This window comes from Polaribacter sp. 2405UD43-2 (assembly GCF_058147125.1).
Genome location: NZ_JBYVJX010000004.1, coordinates 1 through 25208, shown reverse-complemented (window position 1 = coordinate 25208; position 25208 = coordinate 1). Strand labels below are relative to the sequence as shown.

Below are 25208 nucleotides of genomic sequence, written 5' to 3'. Positions count from 1 at the left end.
GTATGAAAGTATTCACACAATCAGTAAACTTTAATGCAGACAAAGAATTAATTAAATTCACAGAAGAAAAAGTTTCCTCATTAACAAAGTATCATGATAAAATAGTAGATGCAGAGGTTTTTTTAAAGCTTTTAAATACAAAAGATAAAGAGAATAAAGTAACGGAAGTTAAAATTCATATTCCAGGAGGTGAATTAATAGTAAAAAGAGAAACAAAAACCTTTGAAGAAGGGCTAAACTCAGCAGTAGATAATTTAAAAAGACAGTTAAAACGATCTAAAGAAAAACATAGAAATTCTTTAATTTCATAAAAAAGTAAAAAAATAATTATAAAAAGTTTTAGAAATAGAAAAAACTTTATACATTTGCAATCCGTTAGAAATAGCGGGTTGTTTTTTTGCAACAAAAGCCGATGTAGCTCAGCTGGCTAGAGCAGCTGATTTGTAATCAGCAGGTCGTGGGTTCGAGTCCCTCCATCGGCTCAAAAAAAGAAACAAAAAGTTCATTAAAATAGTAAATTATCGGGGAGATACTCAAGCGGCCAACGAGGACGGACTGTAACTCCGTTGACTATGTCTTCGCAGGTTCGAATCCTGCTCTCCCCACAATTTATATTTTTGCGAAAGTAGCTCAGTTGGTAGAGCGTCAGCCTTCCAAGCTGAATGTCGCCGGTTCGAACCCGGTCTTTCGCTCTAAGAAATCCAACAAAGCCGGTGTAGCTCAGTTGGTAGAGCGCATCCTTGGTAGGGATGAGGTCACGGGTTCAAATCCCGTCATTGGCTCTCTTTTAAAAAAGAATATTAGACACTAAATATATTTAAACTAAGAATTAAAATTAATAATCATGGCAAAAGGAACTTTTGACCGTTCGAAACCACACTTAAACATTGGTACTATCGGACACGTAGATCACGGTAAAACAACTTTAACTGCTGCTATTACAAAAGTATTAGCTGATGCAGGATTATCAGAAGCGAAAGATTTTGATCAAATCGATAACGCTCCAGAAGAAAAAGAAAGAGGTATTACAATTAATACATCTCACGTAGAGTATCAAACTGCAAATCGTCACTATGCGCACGTTGACTGTCCAGGTCACGCGGATTATGTAAAGAATATGGTTACTGGTGCTGCTCAAATGGATGGTGCTATTTTAGTGGTTGCTGCTACAGATGGTCCAATGCCACAAACTAGAGAGCACATCTTATTAGGTCGTCAGGTAGGTATTCCACGTATCGTTGTTTTCTTAAACAAAGTAGATATGGTTGATGATGAAGAGCTTTTAGAGTTAGTTGATATGGAGGTTAGAGAGTTGTTATCTTTCTATGATTATGATGGAGATAATGGACCTGTTGTTTCTGGTTCTGCTTTAGGTGCCTTAAATGGTGAGCAGAAATGGGTTGACACTGTATTGGAATTAATGGAAGCTTGCGATACTTGGATTGAAGAGCCTTTAAGAGAAGTAGATAAAGATTTCTTAATGCCAATTGAAGATGTGTTTTCAATTACTGGACGTGGTACTGTTGCTACTGGTCGTATCGAAACAGGTATTGCTAATACAGGTGATGCTGTAGATATTATTGGTATGGGTGCAGAAAAGTTAACTTCTACTATCACAGGTATAGAAATGTTCCGTCAAATATTAGATAGAGGTGAGGCTGGAGATAATGCAGGTATCTTATTAAGAGGTATTGCAAAAGAAGATATTAAAAGAGGTATGGTAATCTGTAAGCCAGGTTCTGTAACTCCTCATGCTAAATTTAAAGCAGAGGTTTATGTTCTTAAAAAAGAAGAAGGTGGACGTCATACTCCATTCCATAACAATTATCGTCCTCAGTTCTATGTAAGAACTACAGATGTAACAGGTACTATTAATTTACCTTCAGGTGTAGAAATGGTGATGCCTGGAGATAACTTAACAATTACTGTTGATTTGATTCAGCCAATTGCATTAAACGTTGGTTTACGTTTTGCTATCCGTGAAGGTGGTAGAACAGTAGGAGCAGGTCAGGTAACTGAATTATTAGACTAATTTTAAATTAGTTTATTAATTAATAAATTCTAAGGGTGTTCCGTTTTTAACGGAACGCCTTTATCAATGAATAAGAAACGGGTTTAGCTCAGTTGGTAGAGCACTGGTCTCCAAAACCAGTTGTCGGGAGTTCGAGCCTCTCAACCCGTGCAAAAAATAAGTAAGTAAGATGAACTTTATACAATATATCAAAGATTCTTTCGGTGAGTTAAATAACCATATGACGTGGATATCTAAAGAAGATGCGCAAAAAACAACTGTAACAGTAGCTGTTTTTACAATAATATTCGCATTAGCAGTTGCTGGTATAGATTATGTTTTTCAAACTGGATTAGATAACTTTTTCAAATTATTTTAAGAAAATAAATTATGGCTGATTCAGTAATGAAATGGTATGTTGTAAGAGCCATTGGTGGGCAAGAAAATAAAGTTAAATCTTACATAGAAACTGAGATTTCTAGAGTAGGATTGTCTGATTATGTTAGTCAGGTAATTGTACCAACTGAAAAAGTTGTTCAAATTAGAAACGGAAAAAAAGTAAATAGAGAAAGAGTTTACTTTCCTGGTTATATTATGGTAGAGGCGAATCTTTCGGGAGAGGTTCCTCACGTTATAAAATCAATTACAGGTGTTATTGGCTTTTTAGGTGAAACTAAAGGAGGAGAACCTGTGCCAATGCGTAAGTCTGAAGTAAATAGAATGCTTGGTAAAGTTGATGAACTTTCAGTTCAAGACGAAAATATTGCAATTCCTTTTAATATTGGAGAAACTGTAAAAGTTGTTGATGGTCCTTTTAATGGATTTGACGGAACTATTGAAAAAGTAAATGAAGAAAAGCGTAAGCTAGAAGTAATGGTAAAAATCTTTGGAAGAAAAACACCATTAGAATTAAGTTATATGCAAGTAGAAAAGATATAATTGTTACACAAATATATATTATACCGATTTGTTTTAATGCTTCCAAAATTAAAACAAATCATTAAACATTTTTAAAATGGCAAAAGAAGTTAGTAAAGTAGTTAAGTTACAAGTAAGGGGAGGCGCAGCGAATCCATCGCCGCCGGTTGGACCCGCTTTAGGAGCTGCTGGTGTTAACATTATGGAGTTCTGTAAACAGTTTAATGCAAGAACGCAAGACAAACAAGGTAAAGTTTTACCTGTTGTTATTACTGTTTTCAAAGACAAATCGTTCGATTTTGTTGTAAAAACTCCTCCTGCAGCAGTTCAGTTACTAGAAGCGGCCAAAATTAAAAAAGGTTCAGGAGAACCAAACAGAAAGAAAGTAGCATCCGTTACTTGGGATCAAATTAAAGTAATTGCAGAAGACAAAATGGTAGATTTAAATGCCTTTGAAGTTTCTTCAGCAATGCGTATGATTGCAGGTACAGCACGTTCTATGGGATTAACAGTAAAAGGTGATGCACCAGCATAAACTTTATAAAAAGTAGTAAAATGGCAAAATTAACAAAAAAGCAAAAAGAGGCTTACGCTAAGATTGATAATACTCAATCTTATGATTTAGCAGCTGCTTCAGCGCTAGTCAAAGACATTACTAATGTAAAGTTTGATGCATCAGTAGATTTAGCAATTCGTTTAGGAGTAGATCCTCGTAAAGCAAACCAAATGGTTCGTGGAGTTGTTACATTACCGCACGGAACTGGTAAAGATGTAAAAGTATTAGCATTAGTAACACCAGATAAAGAAGCAGATGCTACAGCAGCAGGGGCGGATTATGTTGGTTTAGATGAGTACCTTCAAAAAATTAAAGGAGGATGGACAGATGTAGATGTAATTATTACAATGCCAAGTGTAATGGGTAAATTAGGTCCTTTAGGAAGAATTTTAGGTCCTAGAGGTTTAATGCCAAACCCTAAAACAGGTACTGTAACTATGGATGTTGCAAAAGCTGTACAAGATGTAAAAGCGGGTAAAATCGATTTTAAAGTTGATAAAACTGGTATCGTTCATGCAGCAATTGGAAAAGTATCTTTTGATGCTAAGAAAATTGAAGAAAATGCAAACGAGTTAATACAAACAATTATTAAATTGAAACCAACAACAGCAAAAGGAACGTATGTAAAAAGCGTTTTTATGTCTAGTACTATGAGTCCTAGTATTGAGGTTGAGGTTAAAACTGTTTAATACGTTAAAACTTATAATTATGACTAGAGAAGATAAATCACAAGTAATACAAGATTTAACAGCAGTATTAGCAGATACTAACACATTATATTTAGCAGATATTTCTGGTTTAGATGCACAAACTACTTCTAATTTAAGAAGAGCTTGTTTTAAAGCAGGTATCCAATTATCAGTTGTTAAAAATACATTACTTGCAAAAGCAATGGAAGCTTCAGATAAAGATTTTGAAGACTTACCAACAGTATTAAAAGGTAATACATCAATGATGATTTCTGAAGCAGCAAATGCTCCAGCTAAATTAATTAAAGAATTTAGAAAAAAATCTGATAAGCCATTATTAAAAGGAGCCTTCGCAGAAGAGTCTATTTATATTGGTGATGATCAATTAGATACTTTAGTAAACATTAAATCTAGAGAAGAATTGATTGGAGAAATCATTGGATTATTACAATCGCCAGCTAAGAATGTTGTTTCAGCATTACAGTCAGGTGGTCAAACACTTTCAGGTATTATAAAGACGTTATCTGAAAAATAATTAAGCGCACAAATAAACTAAAATAAACAAAATTTTTAAAAACAATTAAAATGGCAGATTTAAAAGATTTCGCAGAGCAATTAGTTAACTTAACAGTAAAAGAAGTTAATGAATTAGCTACTATTTTAAAAGATGAGTATGGTATTGAGCCAGCAGCAGCTGCAGTAGCAGTAGCAGGTCCAGCAGCAGCAGGAGAAGATGCAGCAGATGAGCAAACTGAATTTGACGTAATCTTAACGGCAGCAGGTGGTTCTAAACTTGCAGTAGTAAAATTAGTTAAAGAATTAACTGGTTTAGGATTAAAAGAAGCAAAAGGTATCGTAGATAGCGCTCCTGCAGCAGTAAAAGAAGGTGTAACTAAAGATGAGGCTGAAGGTCTTAAAAAATCTTTAGAAGAAGCTGGAGCTGAAGTAGAGCTTAAGTAAGCTACAACTCCCGATTTTTGTAAGAATCAAAAACGGGAAAACAAATTTAGGTTTAGGTACTAAGAACAATCGTTTTTAGTCCTAAACCATTTTGTGTATATATTCGTTCTTTATTTTAATTTAGATTTTAATCAAAAAAATATTCTCTTTTGGCAACGAAAAACACTACTGAAAGAATTAACTTCGCAACTTCTCAAATGATTAAAGAATATCCAGATTTCTTGGATATTCAGGTAAAATCTTTCCAAGATTTTTTCCAACTTCAAACTAAGGCAGAAGAAAGAGGTGAAGAAGGTTTGTACAAAACCTTTATGGATAACTTTCCAATCACAGATACAAGAAACCAATTTGTATTAGAATTTTTAGACTACTTTGTAGATCCACCAAGATACAGTATTCAAGAATGTATCGAAAGAGGTCTTACACACAGTGTGCCTTTAAAAGCACGTCTAAAATTGTATTGTACAGATCCAGAACACGAAGATTTCGAAACTATTGTACAAGATGTATATCTAGGTACAATTCCTTATATGACCAACTCAGGTACCTTTGTTATCAATGGTGCTGAGCGTGTGGTGGTTTCTCAATTACACAGGTCTCCTGGTGTGTTTTTTGGGCAATCTTTCCATGCAAACGGTACAAAATTATACTCAGCAAGAGTAATCCCTTTTAAAGGATCTTGGATAGAATTTGCTACCGATATCAATCAAGTAATGTATGCTTATATTGATAGAAAGAAAAAATTACCAGTAACAACATTATTCAGAGCTATTGGCTTTGAAAGAGATAAAGATATTTTAGAAATTTTTGACCTTGCAGAAGAGGTAAAAGTTTCTAAAGCTGGATTAAAAAAAGTTCTTGGACGTAAGTTAGCGGCAAGAGTTTTAAAAACTTGGCATGAAGATTTTGTAGATGAAGATACAGGAGAAGTTGTATCAATCGAAAGAAATGAAATTATTTTCGATCGTGATACAATTTTAGAAAAAGAACATATTGATGAAATAATTGATGCAGGTGCTAAAACCGTTTTACTTCATAAAGAAGATAACGATATGGCAGACTATGCAATTATTCATAATACATTACAAAAAGACCCTACAAATTCCGAGAAAGAAGCAGTAGAGCATATCTATAGACAATTGCGTAATGCAGAACCGCCAGATGAAGAGACTGCAAGAGGTATTATAGATAAATTATTCTTTTCTGAACAACGTTATAATTTAGGAGAAGTGGGTCGTTTTAGAATGAACACTAAACTTCAGTTAGATGTTGATATGGATCAAAAAGTATTAACAAAGTTAGATATTATTACTATTATAAAATATTTAATTGAGTTAATCAATTCTAAAGCAGAGGTTGATGATATTGATCACTTATCTAACAGACGTGTAAGAACGGTTGGAGAGCAATTAGCAGGTCAGTTTGGTGTTGGTTTAGCACGTATGGCTAGAACAATTCGTGAGCGTATGAATGTGCGTGATAACGAAGTATTTACGCCAATTGATTTGATAAATGCTAAGACATTATCGTCTGTAATTAACTCATTCTTTGGTACGAATCAGTTATCTCAGTTTATGGATCAAACCAATCCATTAGCAGAAATTACACATAAACGTAGATTATCTGCACTTGGACCTGGAGGTTTATCAAGAGAAAGAGCAGGTTTCGAGGTTCGTGATGTACATTATACACACTATGGTCGTTTATGTCCGATTGAAACTCCAGAAGGACCAAATATTGGTTTAATTTCTTCACTTTCTGTATTTGCAAAAGTGAATAATTTAGGATTTATTGAAACGCCATATAGAAAAGTTGATAATGGTACTGTTTCTGTAGGCGAAGAGCCAATTTATTTAAGTGCAGAAGAAGAAGAAGGTATGAAAATTGCCCAATCTAACTTAGAGTTAAATGAAGACGGAAGTTTTGTTTCTGATAGAGTAATTGCTCGTGAAGAAGGAGATTTCCCTGTGGTAACTCCACAAGATATCCATTATATGGATGTTGCTCCAAATCAAATTGCGTCAATATCTGCATCTTTAATTCCGTTTTTAGAACATGATGATGCCAACCGTGCATTAATGGGATCAAATATGATGCGTCAAGCAGTTCCACTATTGCGCCCAGAATCTCCAATTGTAGGTACAGGTTTAGAACGTAGAGTTGCAAAAGATTCAAGAATCTTAATCAATGCAGAAGGAAATGGTGTTGTAACGTATGTAGATGCAAATAAAATTACCATTAAGTATGATAGAACTGATGAAGAAAAACTGGTAAGTTTCGACTCTGATGAAGTTTCTTATAACTTAATTAAATTTAGAAAAACCAATCAAGGAACATCTATTAACTTAAAACCGATTGTAGAAAAAGGAGATAGAGTATCAGAAGGTCAAGTTCTTTGTGAAGGATATGCAACACAAAAAGGAGAATTAGCTTTAGGTAGAAATATGAAAGTAGCCTTTATGCCTTGGAAAGGGTATAACTTTGAGGATGCCATTGTAATTTCTGAAAAAGTAGTTCGAGAAGATATATTTACATCTATTCATATTGATGAATATTCTTTAGACGTAAGAGATACAAAATTAGGAACCGAAGAGTTAACTAATGATATTCCCAACGTTTCTGAAGAAGCTACCAAAGATTTAGATGAAAACGGTATGATTAGAATTGGAGCAGAAGTAAACCCTGGTGATATCTTAATTGGTAAGATTACACCAAAAGGAGAATCTGATCCAACTCCAGAAGAAAAATTATTACGTGCTATTTTTGGTGATAAAGCAGGCGATGTAAAAGACGCATCATTAAAAGCTTCTCCATCATTAAGAGGTGTAGTAATTGATAAAAAATTATTTAGAAGAGCTGTAAAAGATAAAAACAAAAGATTAAGAGATAAAGAAGCAGTAGCTACTTTAGAAGCATCTTTTGTTGGGAAGTTTGAAGGCTTAAAAGATGAGTTAATTGAGAAATTATTTACTTTAATCAGCGGAAAAACATCTCAAGGAGTATTTAATGATTTAGGAGAAGAAGTTTTACCAAAAGGTAAAAAATACACTTTAAAAATGTTAAACTCTGTAGATGATTATGTGCATTTAACAGGTTCTTGGACAACAGATAAAGACTTAAATAAATTAGTTGGCGAGTTAGTGCATAACTATAAAATTAAAGTAAACGATTTACAAGGTTCTTTACGTCGTCAAAAATTTACAATTTCAGTAGGTGATGAGTTACCAGCAGGAATTTTAAAATTAGCAAAAGTTTACATTGCCAAAAAACGTAAGTTAAAAGTAGGTGATAAAATGGCAGGTCGTCACGGAAATAAAGGTATTGTTGCTCGTATTGTAAGAGCAGAAGATATGCCTTTCTTAGAAGACGGAACTCCAGTAGACATTGTATTAAATCCATTAGGTGTACCATCTCGTATGAATATTGGTCAGATTTACGAAACTGTTCTTGGTTGGGCAGGTCAAAAACTAGACAAGAAATATGCAACACCAATTTTTGATGGAGCATCTTTAGACGAGATTAATACTTACACAGATGATGCTGGTGTACCAAGATTTGGTCACACCTATTTATATGATGGAGGAACAGGAAAACGTTTTGATCAACCAGCAACAGTTGGTGTAATTTACATGATTAAGTTAGGTCATATGATTGAAGATAAAATGCACGCGCGTTCTATTGGGCCGTATTCATTAATTACACAGCAACCATTGGGAGGTAAAGCTCAATTTGGCGGTCAGCGTTTTGGAGAGATGGAAGTTTGGGCACTAGAGGCGTATGGAGCATCAAGTATCTTAAGAGAAATCTTAACTGTAAAATCTGATGATGTAATGGGTAGAGCTAAAACATACGAAAGTATTGTAAAAGGTGAAGCTATGCCAGAACCAGGTTTACCAGAATCGTTTAACGTATTAATGCATGAACTAAAAGGTTTAGGTTTAGACGTTAGATTAGAAGAATAATTTTTTAATAGTTGTTAGTTATTGGTTGTTAGTTGTTAGTTAAACTAATCATTATCAAATGTAAAGTAAAACTGATTACTAAAAACTAAAGACTAAAGACTAAAGACTATAAAAAGACATGGCAAGAAGACAAGAGAAATACACTGTAAAAAAGTTTAATAAAATCTCTATTGGTTTATCATCACCAGAGGCAATTCTAGAAATTTCTAAAGGCGAAGTTTTAAAACCAGAAACTATAAATTACCGTACACACAAACCAGAAAGAGATGGTTTATTTTGTGAGCGTATTTTTGGTCCTGTAAAGGATTATGAATGTGCTTGTGGAAAGTACAAAAGAATACGCTACAAAGGCATTGTTTGTGATAGATGTGGTGTAGAAGTAACCGAAAAGAAAGTACGAAGAGATAGAGTAGGGCACATTAATTTAGTGGTTCCTGTAGCGCATATTTGGTACTTTAGATCATTACCTAACAAAATGGGATACCTTTTAGGTTTGCCATCTAAAAAGTTAGATATGATTATTTACTACGAACGTTATGTAGTAATTCAACCGGGTATTGCAAAAAATGTTGAAGGAGAACCATTACAAAAAATGGATTTCTTAACAGAAGAAGAATATTTAGATATAACTGATGAATTACCACAAGATAATCAATATCTAGAAGATACAGACCCAAATAAGTTTATTGCTAAAATGGGTGCAGAGTGTTTAATTGATTTATTAGCTCGTATCGATTTAGATGCATTGTCTTTTGAATTAAGACACAAAGCAAATACAGAAACTTCTAAACAACGTAAAACAGAAGCATTAAAACGTTTAAATGTTGTTGAAGCATTTAGAGATTCTCAAAAAAATAGAGAGAATAAACCTGAATGGATGATTATGAAGGCTGTACCAGTAATTCCTCCAGAATTACGTCCTTTAGTGCCTTTAGATGGTGGTCGTTTTGCAACTTCAGATTTAAATGATTTATACAGAAGAGTTATTATTAGAAATAATCGTTTAAAAAGATTAGTAGAAATAAAAGCTCCAGAAGTTATTTTGCGTAATGAAAAACGTATGTTACAAGAATCTGTAGATTCATTATTTGATAACACTCGTAAATCATCCGCAGTAAAAACAGAATCTAACAGACCTTTAAAATCTTTATCAGATTCATTAAAAGGTAAACAAGGACGTTTCCGTCAGAATTTATTAGGAAAACGTGTAGATTATTCAGCTCGTTCTGTAATTGTTGTTGGACCAGAGTTAAAACTGTCAGAATGTGGTATCCCAAAAGATATGGCAGCAGAATTGTACAAACCTTTCGTAATTAGAAAATTAATAGAAAGAGGCATTGTAAAAACAGTTAAATCTGCAAAGAAAATAATAGATAGAAAAGAGCCCGTTGTTTGGGATATTTTAGAAAACGTAATTAAAGGACATCCAGTTTTATTAAACAGGGCTCCTACTTTACACAGATTGGGTATTCAAGCTTTTCAACCAAAATTAATTGAAGGAAAAGCAATTCAATTACATCCACTTTCTTGTTCTGCATTTAATGCCGATTTTGATGGTGACCAAATGGCGGTGCATTTACCATTAGGACCAGAAGCTATTTTAGAAGCGCAATTATTAATGTTGGCTTCTCATAATATTTTAAATCCTGCAAATGGTGCTCCAGTTACTGTACCTTCTCAAGATATGGTACTTGGTTTGTATTATATGACCAAAGAAAGAATCTCTACTCCAGAAGTACCAATTAAAGGAGAAGGATTGACTTTCTATTCACCAGAAGAAGTAACCATTGCTTTTAACGAAGAAATGGTAGACTTAAATGCTGGAATTAAAGTTAGAACTCAAGATATTGATGAAAACGGAGAATTAGTAACAAAAATTATAAAAACTACTGTAGGTAGAGTTTTATTTAACGAAGTTGTTCCTGCAGCAGCAGGCTATATTAATGAGGTATTGACTAAGAAAAACTTAAGAGGAATTATTGGTGGTATTTTAAAAGCTACTGACATTCCTACTACTGGAGAGTTTTTAGATCAAATAAAAAATATGGGATATAAATACGCCTTTGAAGGTGGTTTATCATTCTCATTAGGAGATATCATTATTCCAGCAGAAAAGCAATCTATGATTGCTGAAGCTAATAAAGAAGTAGATGGTATTGTAGGTAACTATAATATGGGTATGTTAACGCAGAAAGAGCGTTACAATCAGGTAATTGATGTTTGGGGTTCTACCAATAACAGATTAACTGAGTTATCTATGAAACGTTTACGTGAAGACCAACAAGGTTTCAACTCAGTATATATGATGCTAGATTCTGGTGCAAGGGGTTCTAAAGAACAAATTCGTCAGTTAACAGGTATGCGTGGATTAATGGCAAAACCTAAAAAATCTACAGCAGGTGGTGGAGAAATTATCGAGAATCCAATTCTTTCAAACTTTAAGGAAGGGTTATCAATTTTAGAATACTTTATCTCAACTCACGGTGCACGTAAAGGTTTAGCTGATACCGCATTAAAAACGGCAGATGCTGGTTACTTAACACGTAGATTGGTAGATGTATCTCAAGATGTTATTATTAACGAAGAAGATTGTGGTACTTTAAGAGGATTAGAAGTTACTCCTTTAAAGAAAAATGATGAGATTGTAGAATCTTTATCAGACAGAATTGAAGGTCGTATTTCTTTAAATAATGTATATCATCCAGTAACAGGAGATATTCTTTTAGAAGCAAATCAGCCAATTTCTATTCAATTAGCAGATGAAGTGCAAAATTCTGGAATTGATAAATTAGAAGTAAGATCTCCATTAACTTGTGAATCATCAAAAGGTATTTGTGCAAAATGTTATGGACAGAGTTTATCTACTCGTAATAAAGTTCAAATTGGTGAAGCTGTAGGTGTAATAGCAGCACAATCTATTGGAGAGCCTGGTACACAGTTAACATTGCGTACTTTCCACGTTGGTGGGGTTGCTGGTAATATATCAGAAGAAAATAAATTAATTGCTAAGTTTGATGGTAAAGTTGTTATCGAAGATTTACGAACAGTTGTTGGTAAAGATAATGATGGTAACGAAGCTGATATAGTAATCTCTAGAACTGCCGAAATTAAAATTATCGATAAGAAAACAGGAATTACTCAGAGTACAAATATTATTCCTTACGGTTCTATCATTTTCGATAAAGAGAGAAAATCGATTAAAAAGGGAGATGTTATTGTACAATGGGATCCATTTAATGGTGTCATAGTTTCAGAATTTTCTGGAAAAGTGAAGTTTGATAATTTAGAACAAGGTATAAACTACTCTGTAGAGATTGATGAACAAACTGGTTTCCAAGAAAAAGTAATTACAGATTCTAAGAACAAGAAAATTATTGCTTCTTTAATTATTGAAGATAATGATGGTAACGCTTTACGTTCTTATAGTTTACCTGTAGGTGCACATTTAATGGTAAATGATGGTGATAAAGTTGAGCAAGGTCATACATTAGTAAAAATACCAAGAAAATCTGGTAAAGCAGGAGATATTACAGGAGGTTTACCACGTGTAACAGAATTGTTTGAAGCACGTAATCCTTCTAATCCGTCTGTGGTTTCAGAAATTGATGGTGTGGTTTCTTTTGGTAAAATTAAGCGTGGTAATAGAGAAATTATTGTTGAATCTAAAACAGGTGAAATTAAAAAGTATTTAGTAAAACTTTCTAATCAGATTTTAGTACAAGAAAACGACTTTATTAAAGCGGGTATGCCATTATCTGATGGAGCTACAACTCCTTCTGATATTTTAAGAATTAAAGGACCATCAGCAGTACAAGAATACTTAGTAAACGAAATTCAAGAAGTATATCGTTTACAAGGTGTAAAAATTAACGACAAACATTTCGAAGTTGTTGTACGTCAAATGATGCGTAAAGTTAAAATTATAGATTCAGGAGATACTTTATTCTTAGAGAATCAATTAATCCATAAAATTGACTTTATAAAAGACAATGATGCAATTTACGGAATGAAAGTTGTTGAAAATGCCGGAGATTCTGAAAATTTAAAAGCAGGTCAAATTATTTCTGCACGTCAATTAAGAGATGAAAATTCCTTATTAAGAAGAAATGATCAGAACTTAGTGGAAGCAAGAGATGCAAGACCAGCAACAGCAGAACAAGTGTTGCAAGGTATTACAAGAGCTTCATTACAAACTAAATCGTTTATTTCTGCGGCTTCTTTCCAGGAAACTACAAAAGTATTAAACGAAGCAGCAGTTAATGGTAAAATTGATACTTTAGAAGGTTTAAAAGAAAATGTAATTGTTGGTAAGAAAATACCAGCAGGTACAGGTATGAGAACTTATGATAATATTATTGTAGGTCCAAAAGATGAAATAGAACAAAGTTTCTAAATAACGTGTAAACGTTTACATATTTAAAAGTTGAATTGTTTACTGTAAGTTAATTACACTATTCAATTCAACTTTTTCTTTTTAATACGATTAAATAAATACACCATTTAACACTATAAATTATGGAAGAAAATCAAAACGAAGAAGGACAAATAAACATTGAATTAGATCAAGAAATTGCAGAAGGAACCTATTCTAATTTGGCAATCATTAATCATTCAATATCAGAATTTATTGTAGATTTTATTAATATTATGCCAGGTGTACCCAAGGCAAAAGTAAAATCTAGAATTATTTTAACGCCACAACATGCTAAGAGATTAACCAAAGCTTTAGCAGATAATGTTCGTAAGTTTGAACAACAAAACGGAGAAATAAAAGATTATGAGCAACCTCCGATTCCAATGAATTTTGGCCCCACAGGTCAAGCTTAAAAATTAGTAAAGACTATTTTATTTATAAGATAGTCTTTTTTTATTAAAAAAAACTAGTTAAGTTTTTTATAAAAGCTTAATGTAAATTTTTCTTAATTAAAAAGTTAAAAACAATCATTTTTTAGTTTAAAATTAGCTTTTTGTTTTCATTTAGATAACGATGATGGTGTTCACCAATTTTACCTTTGTATTAACAAAAACAAAACTAAAAATGAAACAAATTAACTTATTAAAACTTTTTTTTGTAACGATATGTTTATCGTTTACGGCACTTAAATCAGTTGCTCAAACGGGTAATATACAAGGTTTAATTATTGATGAAAATGGAATATATGTTCCTGGAGCAAATGTTGTTGTCGAAAATATTAAAAAAGGAGATATTTCTGATTTTGATGGTAAATTTACTATTATATCTGTTCCTGTAGGTAAACAAACTATTAAAGTAAGCTATTTAGGATATAAAGATATCATTAAAGAAATTGTGATAAAAGAAAATGAAACTACAGAGGTTAAATTAGAATTGAAATCTGAGAATATAGCACTCGACGAAATTGAAATTAGATCTTATAGGATAGGTAGTCAAGCGAAAGCATTAAATACCCAAAAAAATAATATGAATATTACCAATGTGGTTTCTACAGATCAAATTGGTAAATTTCCTGATGCTAATATTGGAGATGCTGTTAAGAGAATTTCTGGTATTACAATGCAAGTAGATCAAGGAGAAGCAAGAAATATTATTATTAGAGGTCTTTCTCCTCAATTAAACTCTGTAACTTTAAATGGTAGTAGAATTCCTTCTGCTGAAGGAGATAACAGAAATGTACAGATGGATTTAATTCCTTCAGATATGATTCAATCTATACAAGTTAACAAAGCAGTAACGCCAGATATGGATGCAGATGCTTTAGGTGGTTCTGTAAATTTAGTAACAAGAACTGCACCACAAGCTTTCAGATTATCTACAACTGTAGGTTCAGGTATAAATACAATAACAGATAAAAAGATTTTAAACGGATCGTTTTTAGTAGGAGATAGATCTAAAAGTGGAAAATTCGGATGGATGATTTCTGCAACAGTAAATGATAATGACTTTGGTTCTGATAATGTAGAAGCTGAATGGACAAATAAAGCTGAAAATAAAGCTGGTGATGACGTAACTGTAAAACCATATATTGGTGAATCTGATATAAGAACCTATCTAGTAGAACGTATTCGTAGAAGTTTTTCTGCTAATTTTGATTTTGCTCTTAATGCAAATAATAAAATTTATTTAAAAACGATGTATAACTGGAGAGACGATAGAGAAAATCGATTTAGACTACGTTATAAAAAAATCGGAGCAGAGTTAGATGCTTCAAATAATATTATTGGATATACAGGTGAAATAGATAGACAAACAAAAGGAGGTATAGATAATAATAGAAATAAAAATAGGCGTCTAGAAGATCAACGTATGCAAAACTATAGCTTAGGAGGAAATCATTTATTTGGTAGCTTAAAAATGGACTGGATGAGTTCTTATGCAAAAGCTTCGGAAGAGCGTTTAAACGAGCGTTATATTTCATATAATGCAAAAAAAATAGCTTTAAATGAAAATTTAAAAGATACAGAATTTCCTTTAATTACACCTGTAAATAATAATGATGTAGCTTTTAGTAAGTTTAAATTAAAAGAAATCACAGAAGAAAATCAATATACAGACGAAGAAGATTTTAATACGTTTGTAAATTTTAAATTACCTGTAAACTTTTTTAATACAAATGAAGGTTTTATTAAGTTTGGTGTTCGTTCTAAGATAAAAGATAAAAAAAGAAAAAATAATTTTTTTGAGTATGATCCTTTAAATGATGCTTTTAAAGATTTAACAGCTTTACCTTTATTAGATCAAACAGATCCAAATTACTTAGCAGGAAGTAAATATGCTGCAGGAAAATTTGTAGATAACAAGTTTTTAGGAAGCTTAGATTTAAAAAATGCTTCTTTATTTAAAGAGAAAGATGAGCCTAGTGAGTATCTTAGAAAAAATTACACAGTAAAAGAACACGTTTATGCTGGATATTTTATGGCTAATCAAAAGCTATCTGATAAATTAACATTATTAGTAGGTTTAAGAATAGAATCTACAAAAACAGAAGCAACAGGTAATCTAATTTTAGATGAAAAAAATGCTCTTGGTACAATAACAAAAGAAAAAGATTATGTAAATATTTTACCAGGTGTGCATTTAAAGTATAATTTAAATGATAGATCTGTATTGCGTTTTGCTTGGACAAATACTTTGGCAAGACCTAATTATCAGGATATTGTACCTAATATAGATGTTGTAAATGATGACGGCAAAATATTTTTAGGTAATCCAGAATTAAGTGCAACAACCTCAATGAATTTTGATTTAATGGCAGAACACTATTTTACAAGTTTAGGAATTGTATCTGGAGGAGTGTTCCAAAAAAGTATTAAAAACTTTGTTTATGATAACAGAACAAAGGCAATTTCTGATATTTATGGTGTTGGTACTAAAGGTTTTGATATATATCAAAAACAAAATGGAGACGATGCTAGTATTCTTGGGGCAGAGGTTAGTCTCCAACGTCAGTTAGATTTCTTGCCAGGGTTTGCTAAAAACTTTAGCATAATGTTAAACTATACATATTTAACTTCTAGGGCTGATGGTGTAAAAAATAGTGATGGAGATGAAAGAACAGATTTAGATTTACCAGGTACTGCTCCAAATATGTTAAATGCATCATTAGCATATGCTAGTAATAAGTTGAGTTTACGTGCATCTGCAAATTATTCAGATTCTTATATTGATGAAATTGGAAGTAGTGCTTTTGGAGATAGATATTATGGTAAGCAATTTTTAGTAGATTTTAACGGGTCTTACAGAATAGGAAACGGATTTAGTGCTTATTTTTCTATAAATAATATTACAGATCAACCTTTACGTTATTTTCAAGGTGTAAAAGCGAGAACTATGCAAATAGAATACTATGGAAGAAGAATTACATTAGGTTTAAAATATGATTTATTCAAAAAGTAAAATGAATTTAAACAAAAAAAAAGCTTTACAAAAAAGCATCTTCATTCTAGGTGCTTTTTTACTGTTTTCGTGCACAAAAGGAAGTAATTTACCTGCAATTACACCAGATGTAATTACAAAGAAAACACAAAATGATACTGATGATCCTGCAATTTGGGTACATCCAACAGATCCATCAAAAAGTATTGTTTTTGGAACAGATAAGAGTACAGATGGCGCTATTTATGCTTTCGATTTAGAAGGTGAAATTATAGAAAATAAAACTATTAGAAATATCAAAAGACCTAATAACGTAGATGTTTCCTATGGTTTTCAAATAAATGATTCTGTAAAGGTAGATTTGTTAGTGTTTACAGAAAGAGAAAAACAACAGATTAGAATTTTTTCTATTCCAGATATGAAACCTTTAGATCAAGGAGGTGTCCCTGTTTTTGAGGATGAAAAAACTATTGAAAACAAATTACCTATGGGAGTTGCTTTTTATAAATCGCCGATAGATAGTAGTTTTTATACAATTGTAGGAAGAAAAACTGGCCCTAAAAAAGGATATTTATATCAATATAAACTAGATTTAGAGAACTCTCAAATAAATACAACTTTGGTTCGTAAATTTGGAGAGTTTAGCGGTAAAAAAGAAATTGAAGCTATTGCTATTGATGCAGAAATGGGTTTTGTTTATTATTCTGATGAAATGCATTGTATACGTAAATATTATGCAGAACCATCAAAAGGAGATAAAGAAGTTGCTTGTTTTGGTGGCGAATATTTTAAAAGAGATATTGAAGGAATTGCTATTGCAAAATTAGATAACCAAGCTGGTTATATTATTGTTTCAGACCAACAAAAAGGACAATTTAATCTATTTGATAGAAAAACAAACGAATTTGTAAAAGCTATAAATTTAACAACAACAGAAACAGATGGTTGTGATGTTGTTAACGTTCCTTTAAATAAAACATTTAAAAGTGGTTTGTTTGTAGCTATGAATAATGCTCAAAATTTTTACTTCTACGATTTTGATAAGCTAATAAAATAAGTCATTTTAGAGAGCATAAAAAAAGCGAAACTTTTAAAGTTTCGCTTTTTTGTTTTATATAGCTCTTGTTCTATTTAGTAAGTAATAATCAGCTAAAACCAAAGCAGTCATAGCTTCTACAATGGGTACAGCTCTTGGCACAACACAAGGGTCGTGTCTTCCTTTTCCTGTAATCTCAGTCACTTCATTTTCAGAATTTATGGTTTGTTGAGAACTCATAATCGTTGCCACAGGTTTAAATGCAACTCTAAAGTAAATATCCATTCCGTTAGAAATACCACCTTGAATTCCGCCAGACAAATTAGATTGAGTAGAGCCATCTTTATTAAAAATGTCATTATGTTCAGAACCTTTCATTTTTGCACCACAAAATCCGCTACCAAATTCAAAACCTTTTACAGCGTTTATAGATAGCATTGCGCTCCCCAATTCTGCGTGTAATTTTTTAAAAATGGGTTCTCCTAAACCTACAGGAACATTTTGCGCAACACAAGTTATTGTGCCTCCAATTGTATCACCTGCTTTTCTAATTTCTTTAATTTTAGTAATCATTTTTTCTGCAGAAACTTCATCAGGACAACGTACAATATTACTTTCGGTTTTAGTAAAATCTAAATCTTGATAAGGTTTGTCTATAAAAATATCACCAACAGAACTTGTAAAAGCATTAATATTTATACTTGCAATTAATTGTTTTGCTAAAGCACCAGCAACTACCCAATTTGCGGTTTCACGAGCAGAACTTCTACCACCGCCTCTAAAATCTCTGAAACCATATTTTTGGTCGTAAGTATAATCGGCATGAGAAGGTCTATATACATTAGTGTTATGATTGTAATCTTTACTCTTTTGGTTTGTGTTTTTAATAATAAATCCTATAGAAGTACCCGTTGTTTTACCTTCAAAAATTCCTGACAAAAACTCAACAGTATCAGGTTCTTTACGTTGCGTTACAATTTTAGATTGTCCAGGTTTACGTCTATCTAATTCTTTTTGAATTGCGTCAAAATCTACTTCTAAACCAGCAGGAAATCCATCAATAATACCTCCAATAGCAGTTCCGTGAGATTCTCCGTAAGTAGTAATTTTTAATAAATTTCCGAAAGAATTAAATGACATAATAAAAATATTAGAATAATTGTAGCAAATATACTAAACTGACTAGAAGAAAATTGAATTTAGATTGACTTTGTAATGATTTCTAAAGGGTTTTTATCATTAATATACATTGATAATTAGAAAGATATACTTTGTATTTAATGATATTCAAAAAAGATAAAAAATAATGGGTTTTTTGTTTTCAAAAAATAAAAAAGCTTTCTATATTTGCATCCGCATTCAGGGAATGCCTGATGAGACACACTGGAGAAATGGCAGAGTGGTCGAATGCGGCAGTCTTGAAAACTGTTGACTGTAACAGGTCCGGGGGTTCGAATCCCTCTTTCTCCGCAAAAAAAACCCTTGTAATCATTTGATTTTCAAGGGTTTTGTTTTTCAGGTGTTGTATTAGGTGTTGTTGTTTGAATAAGATTTATATCAAACATTAGTTATCCCGCTTATAAATGTTTCTACAAACTCAAGAATTCTATTTGTAATTCGTTCTGCTTTCGTCTTTCTTTCTTTTAGGCTTGGACGCGTTTTCATTGTTCCAATAATATCATCACGCAAAGGAATTTTCTCCGTAAACATATAATCACCAATAACTTTTTCTAGTTTATTAGAATCTAATCCTTCTTCTTCACTTAAAGATTTTATGGCTTGTAATTTTTCAGTCGTCATAAACTGAACAAACTCATCTGGAATATCCTCCGAATCTTCAATTATTGGTAAATGTTCGTTTATGAATTTCTCAATCAATTCACGCTTGCTTCTAAGTTTAGTGTCCCCAGCTACAATATCCATAATGTTTTTTAGGTGTTTTTCTTTCTCATCAGCAGATACTGAGTTTTTAAGATTTGCAAGTAATTTTAAAATGTAAGTGACATTTATTTCGTCTCTATGTATTAACTCTAATTCAAAATCAATATCGTTTAAAATAGAAATTTTTTCTTTTGCATTTTCTCTTTTTACTTTATCTCTTAAATCTAAATACTTGCTTTTATAATCTTCAAACGTTTGTTCGTTTATACTAATATCATCAAATGTAAACTCTGTAAACGTTTTTAAAACATTTAAGGTTCGCATTAATTCTCTAAACGCTTTGGCAAAAGCCAACTCATCTTCTTCACTTTCTAAATGAGAAACACTATCAATAGTTGGTGTAATTTGCAATAATTGAATAAAAGCATCATTCATTTTTCTTACATAATCTTCATAAGGTTTAATGATTATTTCATCTTTAGATTCTATGTTTGAAAACAATGCAATGGCATCATCTGTATGTTTTTTTAAGTTTCTAAAACAAACAACATTTCCCTGTGATTTTACTTCATTTAAAATTCTATTTGTTCTTGAATATGCTTGAATTAAACCGTGATATTTTAAGTTTTTATCTACATAAATAGTATTCAGTGTTTTACTGTCAAAGCCAGTTAAAAACATATTTACGACTAATAAAATATCAACTTGTTTGTGTTTTACTCTTTTGGTAATATCGTTGTAATAGTTGTAATAACTTTGGGTGTCTTTTGTAGAATAATTTGTGCCAAATGTTTTGTTGTAATCTGCAATAAAGCTATCTAAATGTTCTCTAGTGTGTTTGGAATTATAATCGGTTTTTGTCTCAGCAACAACATTCAAATCTACTTCGTCAAAGTCGGAAGTAGTAAAACCTAAAGCGTCTTTATCTTCTTCGTTGGCTTGATACGAAAAGATTGTGGCTATTTTTAAATTGTGGTCTTTCGCTTTAAAAAGTTGGTAGTATTTAATAAGCGTTTCTACATTGCTTACGCACATTATTGCGGTAAACTCTTTATTGTGAGTTTTGCGGTTGTGATTGGCAATAATGTATTCCGTAATGGCGTCTAAACGCTTAGGTGCTTCCATTACTTCCTTTTCGTCTATAGCTTCTACGTCAATATCTAAAATATGTTCTTTCTTCTTAAATGTATTAATGTATTCAATGGAAAATTTCAACACATTTTCATCCCGAATGGCATCAGTAATTACATATTTGTGTAAGGCTTTTTCGCCACCAAACAACATTGCTGTTGTTCGTTTTCCAAATTCGTTGGTGCCTGCATTGTCTTCAAAAATTGGTGTTCCTGTAAAACCAAACATTTGGCAATTTTTAAAGAAGTTTTTAATGTCTTCGTGTGTTTTTCCAAACTGACTACGATGGCATTCATCAAAGATAAAAACCACACGTTTGTCTTTTAAAACTTCCATTTCATTTAAATACTTTGCCTTACTAATCGCAGTATTTAGTTTTTGAATGGTGGTGACAATCAATTTATTATCACCAGATAATTGTTTTACTAAAGCTTTGGTATTGTTTGTGCCGTCAATACTGCCTTTGCTAAAACTATTAAATTCTTTGGTAGTTTGATAATCCAAATCTTTTCTATCGACCACAAAAATTACCTTATGCACTTTAGGCATATGCGTTAAAATTTGACTAGCCTTAAAACTAGTTAAGGTTTTTCCCGAACCTGTGGTGTGCCAAATAAAACCGTTTTTGGTGGTGTTTTTAACGCGTTCAATAATGGCTTCTACTGCAAAGTATTGATAAGGACGTAGTACCATTAAAATTTTGGCAGATTCGTTAAGCACAACATATCTCGTAATCATTTTAGAGATATGACAAGGCTCTAAAAATATATCGGTAAACTTAGAAAGTTGGGTAACAGATTTATTATTGGTGTCGCTCCAATAAAAAGTTTGCTTAAAACTACGTGCTTTTATTGGGCTATTAGCATAGTATTTTGTGTTCACACCATTGCTAATTACAAATAGTTGTAAAAACTGAAACAAACCAGCTCCAGCTCCAAAACTATGACGCTCGTATCTGTTTATTTGATTAAATGCTTCTTTTAGTTCTAATCCTCTGCGTTTTAATTCTATTTGCACCAAGGGCAAACCGTTTACGAGAATAGTAACATCATAACGGTTTTTGTATTTGCCTTCCATAGTTACTTGTTGGGTAACTTGAAACTCGTTTTTACACCAATGGATTTGATTAATAAGTTCTATGGTTTTGTTTTCGCCTTTATCGTTGATAAATGGCACTCTATCACGCAGAATTTTGGCTCGTTGAAATATAGAACCCTTGTTGATATAATTTAAAACTTGCTTAAAATCATTATCGGATAATGCAATTTTATTATGCTTTTCTAATTGTAATTTTAGATTGATTAATAAATCGGCTTCATCTTTTATAATTACTTTTTCATAACCTAATTGAGTTAATTGACTTACTAAATTGTTTTCTAAGATTTGTTCGGGTTGTGTACTCATATAATTATTGCCAAAGAGGCTCATTTTTCCATTTTAATAAATTACCGTTTCCATCAGATGGAATACCTAAATATTGAACCGTTAAGTTTCTGTTTTGTAATTGAGTTAATTGATCTTGAAAAGATAATGGTGGTTTGTTGTATTTTTGTTTACTCATAGCATTAAAAGAAAAAACCTTCCGAGTGTGCATTGTTAAGAGGCAAGGAAGGTGTATTATTGTTAGTATATATACTGTCTAATGCTAAATAAACACAAATGTTATTGTGCTTTAATGCCACAAAATTACATTTTTTATACCATTTAGCAATACTTATTAACATTTTTTTACAGTTTTTAACATACTATATTAAGCAAATACCTGTTATTACAAGTTTTTTAGGAAACCTAAATGTAAGAAATATCATTTCAACCACCTAAACATTTTGTTAATCACTTTTTTCTTTTGTTCTTCATTGGGGTGCACGTATAAGTTTAGGGTTGTACTAATATTGGCGTGCCCCAAAAGCACACTTACCGTTTTATAATCGCAATTACTTTCTATACAGCGCGTAGCAAAACTATGGCGTAGTCCGTGGAATTTTAAATAAGGAATATTAAGGTTGTTTAAAAACTTTTTATAATAAATTCGATAGGTTCTAGGTTCTGTTGGTTTTGCTTCGTTGGTCAACACAAAAAAGGAATTGTTGACTATTTTTTTTATGGGTTTTAGCATTTTTAACAACTCGCTGTTCATCGGGATTTCTCTAATAGAGTTTGTTGTTTTTGGGCTGTCTATATGCAGTTCTGTTTTTCCTATGCCGTTTTCTATGGTATAAATGCGTTGTATGGTTTTGTTAATATGAATAATTCCGGTATCTGTATTGATATCGCTCCAAGTGAGGGCGCAAACTTCTCCAATGCGGATTCCTGTACTTAAACACAGATGAATACCTAGGTTTTTAAATGTAAAGTTATCTTGAATGTAGTGCATCACTTTTTTTTGGTCTTTACGACTCAACACCTCCAATTGTTCTTTTTTGTATTCGGTAGGAAAACGGATGTCAAAAGATTGATAAACCAGCCATTTGTTTTTAGCTCCAAATTTGAGTATCATATTAAGTACAATAAGCATATCTTTTATGGTTTTTTTACTTAATCCTTCTTGTAATTTTTTTAAAACGAAGTTTTGCACTTCTTCTTCGGTAACCTCACTATTACTGCCAAAAGCAGGAGAAAGGTGATTTTTAATTAGAAGTATATACGACGAGATAGTTGATTTTTTTACATACTGTTTTTTGTCTTCTTGCCATTGTAAAGCTACTTCTGAAATGTTTTTTTGAGTATTCATTTTTTTATGTTTTTTATGAAATTCCAAAGCTAAAACTTTAAGGATTTAAAAGCCTTTAGGAAAAAAATTCTGATAAAATAAACTAGATAGTTTGAAGCTATATTTGTTCTTTTTAAAAAATTGAAGTTCCTTATTTTTTAAGTGGAGGAAAAATTTCAAAGTTAAATCCGGCGTCTAAAAAAAGGAAATCAGTAAAAATTAAAGGAGAAATAAAACTAGATGAATATGCAGAAAGACAAGCTATGTTTGATCATGTTTGGATAAGAACCAATGCAATTTTCTACGAACCTACTTTTCATGGAATTAACTGGAAAAAAATGAAAAAAGAATACCAAAAATATCTTCCACATATTGGTAATGGATATGAATTTTCTGAAATGTTATCAGAAATGTTAGGAGAATTAAATGTATCTCATGCAGGTGCTGGTTATAGAGGTAGTAATGTTTCGAATGCAGATGCCACTGCTTCTTTAGGTATTTTTATGGATTATAAGCATAAAAAAGATGGTATTCTTATAAAAGAAATTATAAAAGGTGGACCTTTAGATAAAGCAAAATTTAAAGTAAAATCTGGTATGATTATCAAAAAGATTGATGGAATAACTATTAATAAAAATCAAGATGTTGCAAAATATTTAAACAGAAAATCTGGTAAATTTATGTTGTTAGATATTTTTGATCCAAAAACAAAAAAACAACAAACCATTACTGTAAAACCAATTTCTTTAGGTTCAGAAAATCGTTTATTATATAAAAGATGGGTAAAAATAAATGAAAAAGAAGTAGAAAAATTAAGTAATGGACAATTAGGATATGTTCATATTCCTGGTATGAGTGATGGTCCATACAGAAGTATTTATCAAGATATGATGGGTAAATATTTAGACAAAAAAGGGGTTATTATTGATACTCGTTTTAATGGTGGTGGAGATTTAGTTGCAGATTTAGCAATGTTTTTTACTGGAGTTCCCTTTATAACCTATGCTACAGAAGCCAAAATTGTAGGTGGTGAACCTACAAGTAGATGGACAAAACCTACTTTGTCTATTTTTAATGAAAGTATGTATTCTGATGGACATTGTTACGCTTCTGGTTATACAGATTTAAAAATAGGAAAAACCGTTGGAATGCCAGTTCCTGGAACCTGTAGTTTTGCAGGTTGGGAAGGTTTACCTAATGGTTCTTATTGGGGAGTTGTGCCTATAAGTGCTAAAAATAAAGCTGGACAATGGATGGAAAATAACCAAACAGAACCAACTATAAAAGTTAAAAATATGCCTGGTAAAATTGATAATGGAATTGATCAGCAATTAATTCGTTCTGTAAAAGAATTAATGAAAGATGTAAAATAAGATACTTTCCAAAAGACACTGTCCAAAATTTTGTGTAAATAGAAGGCAGTATCCAAAAACAAAATGGCATTCCCTACGGATGATGCTCTTAAAAAATCAGTATACCTTGCGCTAATGCAAGTAACCAAA

Annotated in this window: 18 protein-coding genes and 6 tRNA genes; 20 read left to right on the top strand and 4 right to left on the bottom strand. The window is 31.9% G+C overall.

The features are described 5' to 3' along the window. Positions 1–2 precede the first annotated feature (2 nt). From hpf to ACY2RX_RS06880, 18 genes are all read left to right on the top strand, one after another. Positions 3–311 carry a ribosome hibernation-promoting factor, HPF/YfiA family gene (gene hpf / locus ACY2RX_RS06965; RefSeq protein ID WP_490103245.1) on the top strand — a complete coding sequence of 103 codons (309 nt, stop codon included), beginning with the start codon at positions 3–5 and terminating at the stop codon, positions 309–311. Positions 312–408: 97 nt separating this feature from the next. Beyond that, a tRNA-Thr gene (locus tag ACY2RX_RS06960) sits at positions 409–482 on the top strand. A 41-nt stretch (positions 483–523) separates the two neighbouring features. Next, positions 524–605, top strand: a tRNA-Tyr gene (locus tag ACY2RX_RS06955). A 14-nt stretch (positions 606–619) separates the two neighbouring features. After that, positions 620–692: transfer RNA gene (locus ACY2RX_RS06950), tRNA-Gly, on the top strand. A 17-nt stretch (positions 693–709) separates the two neighbouring features. Beyond that, positions 710–782 (top strand) — tRNA-Thr (locus ACY2RX_RS06945). Positions 783–844: 62 nt separating this feature from the next. After that, entirely contained in the window at positions 845–2032 is a 1188-nt protein-coding gene (gene tuf, locus ACY2RX_RS06940; protein ID WP_490103244.1) for an elongation factor Tu, read from the top strand. Between the two features lie 77 nt (positions 2033–2109). Then, positions 2110–2182 (top strand) — tRNA-Trp (locus ACY2RX_RS06935). A 19-nt stretch (positions 2183–2201) separates the two neighbouring features. Beyond that, positions 2202–2390, top strand: coding sequence for a preprotein translocase subunit SecE (gene secE / locus ACY2RX_RS06930; RefSeq protein WP_490103243.1), 189 nt, complete (start codon positions 2202–2204; stop codon positions 2388–2390). A gap of 11 nt (positions 2391–2401) precedes the next feature. After that, complete coding sequence (gene nusG, locus ACY2RX_RS06925) at positions 2402–2950, top strand: transcription termination/antitermination protein NusG (protein ID WP_490103242.1); 549 nt, start codon at positions 2402–2404, stop codon at positions 2948–2950. A gap of 76 nt (positions 2951–3026) precedes the next feature. After that, the gene (gene rplK / locus ACY2RX_RS06920) at positions 3027–3464 is read left to right on the top strand and encodes a 50S ribosomal protein L11 (protein ID WP_068357676.1); all 438 of its coding nucleotides are present in this window, start codon (positions 3027–3029) and stop codon (positions 3462–3464) included. Positions 3465–3484: 20 nt separating this feature from the next. Beyond that, a complete protein-coding gene (rplA, locus tag ACY2RX_RS06915; protein WP_490103241.1) occupies positions 3485–4174 on the top strand; it encodes a 50S ribosomal protein L1 in 690 nt (229 codons plus the stop codon). A gap of 19 nt (positions 4175–4193) precedes the next feature. After that, positions 4194–4709 carry a 50S ribosomal protein L10 gene (gene rplJ / locus ACY2RX_RS06910; RefSeq protein WP_490103240.1) on the top strand — a complete coding sequence of 172 codons (516 nt, stop codon included), beginning with the start codon at positions 4194–4196 and terminating at the stop codon, positions 4707–4709. A gap of 50 nt (positions 4710–4759) precedes the next feature. Continuing rightward, complete coding sequence (rplL, locus tag ACY2RX_RS06905) at positions 4760–5134, top strand: 50S ribosomal protein L7/L12 (RefSeq protein ID WP_490103239.1); 375 nt, start codon at positions 4760–4762, stop codon at positions 5132–5134. A 149-nt stretch (positions 5135–5283) separates the two neighbouring features. After that, positions 5284–9096: a DNA-directed RNA polymerase subunit beta gene (rpoB, locus tag ACY2RX_RS06900; protein WP_490103238.1), complete on the top strand. Its 3813-nt coding sequence runs from the start codon at positions 5284–5286 to the stop codon at positions 9094–9096. Between the two features lie 118 nt (positions 9097–9214). Continuing rightward, positions 9215–13489, top strand: a complete 4275-nt coding sequence (gene rpoC / locus ACY2RX_RS06895; protein WP_490103237.1) for a DNA-directed RNA polymerase subunit beta' — start codon at positions 9215–9217, stop codon at positions 13487–13489. Between the two features lie 122 nt (positions 13490–13611). Continuing rightward, positions 13612–13923, top strand: a complete 312-nt coding sequence (locus tag ACY2RX_RS06890) for a DUF3467 domain-containing protein (RefSeq protein ID WP_490103236.1) — start codon at positions 13612–13614, stop codon at positions 13921–13923. Between the two features lie 211 nt (positions 13924–14134). Further along, positions 14135–16969 carry a TonB-dependent receptor gene (locus tag ACY2RX_RS06885; RefSeq protein ID WP_490103235.1) on the top strand — a complete coding sequence of 945 codons (2835 nt, stop codon included), beginning with the start codon at positions 14135–14137 and terminating at the stop codon, positions 16967–16969. A gap of 1 nt (position 16970) precedes the next feature. Beyond that, positions 16971–18005 (top strand): phytase, encoded by a 1035-nt coding sequence (locus ACY2RX_RS06880; RefSeq protein ID WP_490103234.1) that lies wholly within the window; start codon positions 16971–16973, stop codon positions 18003–18005. Positions 18006–18059: 54 nt separating this feature from the next. Here ACY2RX_RS06880 and aroC read toward each other — a convergent pair whose 3' ends face one another. Then, a complete protein-coding gene (gene aroC, locus ACY2RX_RS06875) occupies positions 18060–19124 on the bottom strand; it encodes a chorismate synthase (protein ID WP_490103233.1) in 1065 nt (354 codons plus the stop codon). 245 nt (positions 19125–19369) lie between these two features. Here aroC and ACY2RX_RS06870 point away from each other — a divergent pair. Next, positions 19370–19454 (top strand) — tRNA-Ser (locus tag ACY2RX_RS06870). A gap of 87 nt (positions 19455–19541) precedes the next feature. On the opposite strand, the gene ACY2RX_RS06865 is transcribed toward ACY2RX_RS06870, so the two are convergent. The 3 genes from ACY2RX_RS06865 to ACY2RX_RS06855 form a co-directional block, all read right to left on the bottom strand. Continuing rightward, positions 19542–22400: a type I restriction endonuclease subunit R gene (locus ACY2RX_RS06865; protein ID WP_490103232.1), complete on the bottom strand. Its 2859-nt coding sequence runs from the start codon at positions 22398–22400 to the stop codon at positions 19542–19544. Positions 22401–22404: 4 nt separating this feature from the next. Further along, complete coding sequence (locus ACY2RX_RS06860) at positions 22405–22557, bottom strand: hypothetical protein (RefSeq protein ID WP_490103231.1); 153 nt, start codon at positions 22555–22557, stop codon at positions 22405–22407. A gap of 243 nt (positions 22558–22800) precedes the next feature. Beyond that, positions 22801–23727 carry a tyrosine-type recombinase/integrase gene (locus ACY2RX_RS06855; RefSeq protein ID WP_490103230.1) on the bottom strand — a complete coding sequence of 309 codons (927 nt, stop codon included), beginning with the start codon at positions 23725–23727 and terminating at the stop codon, positions 22801–22803. Positions 23728–23846: 119 nt separating this feature from the next. Here ACY2RX_RS06855 and ACY2RX_RS06850 point away from each other — a divergent pair, with 119 nt between their 5' ends. After that, positions 23847–25079 (top strand): S41 family peptidase, encoded by a 1233-nt coding sequence (locus ACY2RX_RS06850; RefSeq protein WP_490103454.1) that lies wholly within the window; start codon positions 23847–23849, stop codon positions 25077–25079. Positions 25080–25208 lie beyond the last annotated feature (129 nt).

What these genes read in the sequence shown, in the direction of transcription:
- hpf (WP_490103245.1), top strand. Translation starts at nt 3, where the DNA reads ATGAAAGTATTCACACAATCAGTAAACTTTAATGCAGACAAAGAATTA.
- tuf (WP_490103244.1), top strand. Translation starts at nt 845, where the DNA reads ATGGCAAAAGGAACTTTTGACCGTTCGAAACCACACTTAAACATTGGT.
- secE (WP_490103243.1), top strand. Translation starts at nt 2,202, where the DNA reads ATGAACTTTATACAATATATCAAAGATTCTTTCGGTGAGTTAAATAAC.
- nusG (WP_490103242.1), top strand. Translation starts at nt 2,402, where the DNA reads ATGGCTGATTCAGTAATGAAATGGTATGTTGTAAGAGCCATTGGTGGG.
- rplK (WP_068357676.1), top strand. Translation starts at nt 3,027, where the DNA reads ATGGCAAAAGAAGTTAGTAAAGTAGTTAAGTTACAAGTAAGGGGAGGC.
- rplA (WP_490103241.1), top strand. Translation starts at nt 3,485, where the DNA reads ATGGCAAAATTAACAAAAAAGCAAAAAGAGGCTTACGCTAAGATTGAT.
- rplJ (WP_490103240.1), top strand. Translation starts at nt 4,194, where the DNA reads ATGACTAGAGAAGATAAATCACAAGTAATACAAGATTTAACAGCAGTA.
- rplL (WP_490103239.1), top strand. Translation starts at nt 4,760, where the DNA reads ATGGCAGATTTAAAAGATTTCGCAGAGCAATTAGTTAACTTAACAGTA.
- rpoC (WP_490103237.1), top strand. Translation starts at nt 9,215, where the DNA reads ATGGCAAGAAGACAAGAGAAATACACTGTAAAAAAGTTTAATAAAATC.
- ACY2RX_RS06890 (WP_490103236.1), top strand. Translation starts at nt 13,612, where the DNA reads ATGGAAGAAAATCAAAACGAAGAAGGACAAATAAACATTGAATTAGAT.
- ACY2RX_RS06885 (WP_490103235.1), top strand. Translation starts at nt 14,135, where the DNA reads ATGAAACAAATTAACTTATTAAAACTTTTTTTTGTAACGATATGTTTA.
- ACY2RX_RS06880 (WP_490103234.1), top strand. Translation starts at nt 16,971, where the DNA reads ATGAATTTAAACAAAAAAAAAGCTTTACAAAAAAGCATCTTCATTCTA.
- aroC (WP_490103233.1), bottom strand. Translation starts at nt 19,124, where the DNA reads ATGTCATTTAATTCTTTCGGAAATTTATTAAAAATTACTACTTACGGA.
- ACY2RX_RS06865 (WP_490103232.1), bottom strand. Translation starts at nt 22,400, where the DNA reads ATGAGTACACAACCCGAACAAATCTTAGAAAACAATTTAGTAAGTCAA.
- ACY2RX_RS06860 (WP_490103231.1), bottom strand. Translation starts at nt 22,557, where the DNA reads ATGAGTAAACAAAAATACAACAAACCACCATTATCTTTTCAAGATCAA.
- ACY2RX_RS06855 (WP_490103230.1), bottom strand. Translation starts at nt 23,727, where the DNA reads ATGAATACTCAAAAAAACATTTCAGAAGTAGCTTTACAATGGCAAGAA.